The sequence below is a fragment of the Mesorhizobium sp. M1E.F.Ca.ET.041.01.1.1 genome (genome assembly GCF_003997355.1).
Lineage (GTDB): Bacteria > Pseudomonadota > Alphaproteobacteria > Rhizobiales > Rhizobiaceae > Mesorhizobium.
This window is the reverse complement of record NZ_RZSL01000935.1, coordinates 1-1582: the sequence shown is the minus strand read 5'-3', so window position 1 is coordinate 1582 and position 1582 is coordinate 1. Positions and strand designations below refer to the sequence as shown.

Sequence of the window (1582 nt, the reverse complement as noted above, 5' to 3'; positions counted from 1 at the left end):
ATCCTTGGCAACGTCGGTGATCACCACACCCGACACGTCGGCCGCGATGCCGAACTTCTGCCGCGTCTGGTCGTTGAGCTCGCCGACGGTCATGCCGAGCACCGAAGCCGTGGACATCGGAGCCGCCTTGTCGCCCTTGTCCTGGTCGGTAGTCCCGTTCTCGCCGCTGGCAAGCTTCTCGCCGTCCTCGAGCCGGCCGAGAGTTACCTTCACCGTCTGCTCGACGCCCTTGCGCACGATGACGACGTCGACCGCCTTGCCGACGGGGCTTTCGGCGACGACGCGCGGCAGGTCGCGCATCTCGTGGATGTCCTTGCCGTCAAATTTGATGATGACGTCGCCGGCCTGGACCGTGCCATTGTCGACCGGCCCGCCCTTGATGACGCCGGCCACCAGCGCGCCCTTGGCGGTCGCCATGCCGAGACTCTCGGCGATGTCGTCCGTCACCGGCTGGATGCGCACGCCAAGCCAGCCGCGCCGCGTCTCGCCGTATTGGCGAAGCTGGTCGACCACGCCCGCAGCAAGCTGCGACGGAATCGAGAAACCGATGCCGATCGAGCCGCCCGACGGCGAGATGATCGCCGTGTTGATGCCGATCACCTCCCCCTCTGCGTTGAACAGCGGACCGCCGGAATTGCCGCGATTGATGGCGGCATCGGTCTGGATGAAATCGTCATAGGGGCCGGAGTTGATGTCGCGGTTGCGCGCCGAGATAATGCCGACCGTCACCGTGCCGCCGAGGCCGAACGGGTTGCCGATCGCCATCACCCAGTCGCCGACGCGCATCCTGGTCGAATCGCCGAACTTCACGGCCGTCAGCTTGTGGCCCTTCGGGTCGACCTTCAGCACCGCGACGTCGGTCTTGGTGTCGGTGCCGACGAGCGTCGCCTTCAGCGTCACGCCGTCGGAGAAATTGACCTCGATGTCGTCGGCATCGGCGATCACATGGTTGTTGGTCACGACAATGCCCTGGTCGGCGTCGATGACGAAGCCGGAGCCCAGCGACTGCACCTTCTGCCCGCCGCCGCCCTTGTCGCCGCCACGGTTTTTGAAGAAGTCGTCGAAGAAATCCTGGAAGGGCGAACCTTCGGGAAGCTGCGGCATCGGCACCGCGCCCGGGCCTTCCGTGCCTTTCACGGTTTGCGAGGTCGAGATGTTGACCACGGCGCCGAGCAGGCGTTCGGCGAGATCGGCGACCGAGGGCGGTCCGTCGGACGCGATCGTGGGCGTGACGAAAGACGGGACGGCAATTATGCCGACGACGAATGCGGTGGCGCCGGCGAAAAGCGTGCGCCGCGCCGCGCGCAACAGGGTGTCGGATATCATCGTGGCCTCCCGGTCTTTCTGAAGAGGAAAAGCGCTTCCGCAAAGGCGCCTGTCCAACTCATGTTGGCAAGAAATAAGGCACGTTTGCGGCTATAGCCATCGGCGGAAGATAAATCGTCAATCGTCGCGGCACCAAGGAAATTCGTCAGCCGCGCGCCAGCCAGACGATGCCGACGCCGATTGCGATTGCACCCAATCCGCCGACCCGCAGCACATTCTCCGGCATCGACAGCACTTCCGTCGCCAGTTTCCGGGC

2 protein-coding genes are annotated in these 1582 nt (G+C 64.9%); both read right to left on the bottom strand.

Features of this window, described 5'->3' with window-relative positions; all coding sequences use genetic code 11:
• Window positions 1-1326, bottom strand: a 1326-nt coding sequence (locus EOA38_RS36080; RefSeq protein ID WP_127301459.1) for a Do family serine endopeptidase, incomplete at its 3' end; no start/stop codon positions are given.
• A 145-nt stretch (window positions 1327-1471) separates the two neighbouring features.
• Window positions 1472-1582 (bottom strand): DUF2065 family protein (locus EOA38_RS36075; RefSeq protein WP_127301458.1); only part of this gene is annotated, 111 nt, incomplete at its 5' end.